This window comes from Mesorhizobium sp. M7A.F.Ca.CA.004.04.2.1 (assembly GCF_004022825.1).
Taxonomy (GTDB): domain Bacteria; phylum Pseudomonadota; class Alphaproteobacteria; order Rhizobiales; family Rhizobiaceae; genus Mesorhizobium.
In genome coordinates, this window is the sequence record NZ_RZPH01000550.1 from 1 (window position 1) to 4,022 (window position 4,022).

6 protein-coding genes are annotated in these 4,022 nt (G+C 62.6%); 3 read left to right on the top strand and 3 right to left on the bottom strand.

The window, feature by feature from the left end; translation table 11 throughout:
• Positions 1-49 precede the first annotated feature (49 nt).
• From EN893_RS22295 to EN893_RS22305, 3 genes are all read left to right on the top strand, one after another.
• Entirely contained in the window at positions 50-280 is a 231-nt protein-coding gene (locus EN893_RS22295; protein WP_127271190.1) for a hypothetical protein, read from the top strand.
• 78 nt (positions 281-358) lie between these two features.
• Positions 359-1,144 (top strand): ThuA domain-containing protein, encoded by a 786-nt coding sequence (locus EN893_RS22300; RefSeq protein WP_127271192.1) that lies wholly within the window; start codon positions 359-361, stop codon positions 1,142-1,144.
• 48 nt (positions 1,145-1,192) lie between these two features.
• Positions 1,193-2,242 (top strand): Gfo/Idh/MocA family oxidoreductase, encoded by a 1,050-nt coding sequence (locus tag EN893_RS22305; RefSeq protein ID WP_127271394.1) that lies wholly within the window; start codon positions 1,193-1,195, stop codon positions 2,240-2,242.
• Positions 2,243-2,284: 42 nt separating this feature from the next.
• On the opposite strand, the gene EN893_RS22310 is transcribed toward EN893_RS22305, so the two are convergent.
• The 3 genes from EN893_RS22310 to EN893_RS22325 all read right to left on the bottom strand — a co-directional run.
• A complete protein-coding gene (locus EN893_RS22310) occupies positions 2,285-2,533 on the bottom strand; it encodes a DUF680 domain-containing protein (RefSeq protein WP_127268964.1) in 249 nt (82 codons plus the stop codon).
• Positions 2,534-2,724: 191 nt separating this feature from the next.
• On the bottom strand, positions 2,725-3,363 hold the full coding sequence (locus EN893_RS22315; RefSeq protein WP_127268963.1) for a TetR/AcrR family transcriptional regulator: 639 nt from the start codon (positions 3,361-3,363) through the stop codon (positions 2,725-2,727).
• A gap of 164 nt (positions 3,364-3,527) precedes the next feature.
• The coding region (locus tag EN893_RS22325; protein WP_164901017.1) for a phosphotransferase at positions 3,528-4,022 on the bottom strand (495 nt) is incomplete at its 5' end.

A 4,022-nucleotide genomic window follows, 5' to 3' on the forward strand; every position in this document is an offset into this window, starting at 1 on the left:
TTTTGCAGGGCACGCTCGTTCTGCATCCGCACGCCGAGGGAGAATGCCGATGCCGTCGAATTCCGCACCGAAGTCGCCGGTCATAAAGACATCGGCCGTCCGCTCGCTCGAACATGAGCGACATGAAGCCCCGAGCGCCGAAGAGGAACTCGAGGAAGGCCTCGAAGACACGTTCCCGGCCAGCGATCCGATATCCATTACCGGAACCGCCATCCCCGGCGCCCCGGCGAAACCGGGCACGGCCAAGACCGTGCCGGGGCGCAAGAAGCGCAAGACGTAGTATTCCATCGGGCCAGGCGGCATCGGCACCTTCTCAATCCCTTTTGACATGCTATTTAAAGCGCTTTGGGAGATGAAAATGCCGACAAAAGCGATCGTTTGGGGCGAGAATGTCCACGAGCAGACCAATGAAGCCGTGCGCGACCTCTATCCCTTGGGCATGCATGGCACCATTGCCGCCGCCCTCAACCAGGACAAGGGCATCGAGGCGACCACCGCCACCTTGCAGGAGCCCGAGCACGGCCTGAGCGAAAAGCGCCTGGCGGCCACCGACGTGCTTTTGTGGTGGGGCCACGCGGCGCATGGCGAGGTCAAGGACGAGATCGTCGAGCGGGTGCAGAAGCGGGTGTGGGAAGGGATGGGCTTGATCGTGCTTCATTCCGGCCACTACTCGAAGATATTCAAGCGGCTGATGGGCACGCCCTGTTCGCTGAAATGGCGCGAGGCGGGCGAGCGCGAGCGCGTCTGGGCGATCAACCGCGGCCACCCGATCGCGCAAGGCATCGGCGAGTGCCTGGAGATCGGCGAGACCGAAATGTATGGCGAGCCCTTCGCCGTGCCGGAGCCGCTGGAGACGGTGTTCGTCTCCTGGTACGAGGGTGGCGAGGTGTTCCGGTCCGGGCTGACCTACCAGCGCGGCGCGGGACGGATCTTCTACTTCTCGCCCGGCCACGAGACCTATCCGATCTATCACAATGAGGGCGTGCAGCAGGTGCTGCGCAACGCCGTGCACTGGGCGCACAACCCGGCGCCGGCATGGTCCGGCATCACCAATGCGTCGAACGTGCCGACGGATGCGGCCAAGGAGAAGATCGTGCAGAAGGGGCTGCGCCTGCATGCCGACGGCGACAAGGGCCTGAGTTGATTCGGGCCTGAGCTGATTGGGGTGTGAGGTGGCTGGGGGCCTGAACTGATGCATCGAATTCTTCTGCTCGGCACCGGCGGCATCGCCGGACATCATGTCGATGAGTTTGCCGGGATTCCCGGCTGCAGCATCGTCGCTTGCGTCGATCAGGTGCCTGGCCGCGCGGCGGCGTTTGCCGCCGTCAGCAAGATCGGCGAATCTTTCGAGAGCCTGGAGGCGGCGATCGCCTGCGGTCAGTTCGATGCCGCCATCAACGCGACGCCGGATGGTGCGCATATGGCAACGACGCTGGCGCTGCTTGCCCAGGGAAAGCATGTGTTTTGCGAAAAGCCGCTGGCGCCGAACCACGCCGACGCGCTTGATATGACCGAAGCGGCCGAGGCTGCAGGGGTGGTCAACATGGTCAACCTGACCTATCGCAACTCACCGGCGATCCATGAAGCGCGGCGCATGGTGCTGGCCGGCGAGATCGGCGTGTTGCGCCATGTCGAGGCAAGCTACCGGCAAAGCTGGCTGGTCAGCCAGTCGTGGGGCGACTGGCGGGTCGAGGACAAATGGCTCTGGCGCTTGTCGAGCCGGCACGGTTCGACCGGTGTGCTGGGCGATGTCGGCATCCATATCCTGGACTTCGCCACCTATGGCGCCGGCCAGGATATCGTCAGCCTGCATGCCGATCTGGTGACGTTTCCGAAGGCCGAGGGCGAGCGCATCGGCGACTATGTGCTGGACGCCAATGACAGCGTGGCAATGACGGCGCGGCTCAGTTCCGGTGCGCTCGCTACGATCGTGGCGAGCCGCTACATGACCGGCCACGCCAACGATCTGTCGCTGGCCCTGCACGGCACCAAGGGCGCCATCAGGGTCGAAACCGACGGCAAGGCATCGAACCTGTCGGCCTGTCTCGGCGGCGATGTCGATCTTCAGCGCTGGCAGATCTTGGCGCTGCCCAGTGTCAAGCGCAATGCGCGACGCTTTGCCGATGCGCTGGATACAGGCCGGAATGGCGATCCGTCGTTCCGGCGTGCCGCGGACATGCAAAAGCTGATCGACGCGGCCTTCGAGAGTTCAGCGGCGAAGCTGCCGGTTTCGGTCGGCTGAAGCTGGCCGGCTTGTGCCGGCCAGACGCGATCTTTGCTGATGTCAAAATGCGCTTGGTACAATCCACGGATTGATGCTGATGCCGAGCCGCGGGCCCTTGCCTTCAGCGGTATTTTGCGTGGCACCCTTCTTCTCGACCGAACCGGTCGAAGCGCAATCGAGCTTCACGTTGGTCCTGGTGTCAACGCAGGCCGCCACCGGCGCATGCTTGACGGGATGGGTGGTGTTGGCGGCGAAGGCCGAGCCCGAAAGTGCCAGCACGGCGGCGAGGGTGAGGAGTGTCTTTTTCATTGTCAGTCTCCGGTTTCCGGGTCGAATTCAATTCGTACCGACGGGTGAATTTCTCTCGTACATGTACGATACGCTGTACATATACGCCCGTCGATCGCGAAGTTCAAGGAAAACCGTACGCGTACAATAAATTTTTGTTAACCAAGAACCCCCAGGTCTGGAGGGGAATACACAAAACCAGGAAACGGCGTTCAGCAGTTGACCGGTGTCTCGGTCAGCGGCGGGACGTTTTGCGTGCTGAGCGTGGCGAGCGTGAAATCGCACATCCGCTTCACGAAGGCCTGCGGATCGCCGAAGGGGTAGAACGGAAAGGTGATGAGCAGCGAGATCGTGCCGTGGCCGACCGCCCACAGCATGGTGGCGATGGCGCGCGGATCGCCCTGCAATTTGCCGGCGGCGACGCAGGCCTCGACCCTGCTGATCAGCACCTTCATAGCAGGGTTGCTCTCCTCCATTTCATTGTAGCCTTCCGGCAGCTTGGTCTTTTCGGTCATGAACACGGTGCGGTATTCGTTGGGATTGCCGAGTCCGAAAGCGGCATATTCGGTCATCACCGCCTGCAAGGCCTCGATCGGATCATCGGATGGATGCTCCTCGATGCGGCGGGCCAGCGTCTCGAACGCATCCTCGGCCAGAGCGAACAGGATGTCCTGCTTGTCGGCGAAGTAGGAATAGACAGACATCGGGGCGTAGCCGACCCGCTTGGCCAATTTGCGGATGGTCAGGCCTTCATAGCCTTCTTCCTGGACGAGCTTGTGCGCGGCCTCGACAAGTTCGGAGCGCAGTTCGGCCTTTTGCTTCTCGCGGCGTGTCTGGACGCTCTGCGGCAAGATCTGGTGCCTTTGGTTGGTTGGTGGCTGGCTAAATTATATACGCTGTACGGAAACGGACAAGGGCACGGGAAGTTCCCAAGCGGTATGCTTCGGATCGTGCCGACGCTTGTCGAGGTTGGCGGCACCCGTGATCAGCACCTTTGCTCCGTCAAAGCGGCCCATCACGCCTCCTTGTCGATCAGCTTCGCGGCAAGGCGCGAAAGCAGCTTTACCGCCTCGCCATAGGTCCGGGCCTTTTCCGGATTGGAGGCGTTGCCGTCCAGCGCCCGCTTGTAGACGCCCTGGCAAATCGCGGCCAGCCGGAAGAAGGAAAAGGCGAGGTAGAACGTCCAGTTGCCGATACCGGTGAGCCCGCGCCGCCGGCAGTAGGCGGCGACGTAGTCCTCCTCGGAGGGCAGGCCGAGTGCGGAACGGTCGACACCGCCCAGGCCGCGAAAGCCGGAAGCGTGCGGCAGCCGCCATTGCATGCATTGATAGGCGATATCGGCGAAGGGGTGGCCTGATGTCGACAATTCCCAGTCGAGCACCGCCAGCACCTTCGGCCGGTCCGGCGCGAAGATCAGATTGTCCAGCCGGTAGTCGCCATGCACCAACGAGATCCGGCCGTCATCGGCGGGCATACGCGTTTCCAACCAGGCAATCAGCCGGTCCATGTC

What these genes read in the sequence shown, in the direction of transcription:
- EN893_RS22300 (WP_127271192.1), top strand. Translation starts at nt 359, where the DNA reads ATGCCGACAAAAGCGATCGTTTGGGGCGAGAATGTCCACGAGCAGACC.
- EN893_RS22295 (WP_127271190.1), top strand. Translation starts at nt 50, where the DNA reads ATGCCGTCGAATTCCGCACCGAAGTCGCCGGTCATAAAGACATCGGCC.
- EN893_RS22305 (WP_127271394.1), top strand. Translation starts at nt 1,193, where the DNA reads ATGCATCGAATTCTTCTGCTCGGCACCGGCGGCATCGCCGGACATCAT.
- EN893_RS22310 (WP_127268964.1), bottom strand. Translation starts at nt 2,533, where the DNA reads ATGAAAAAGACACTCCTCACCCTCGCCGCCGTGCTGGCACTTTCGGGC.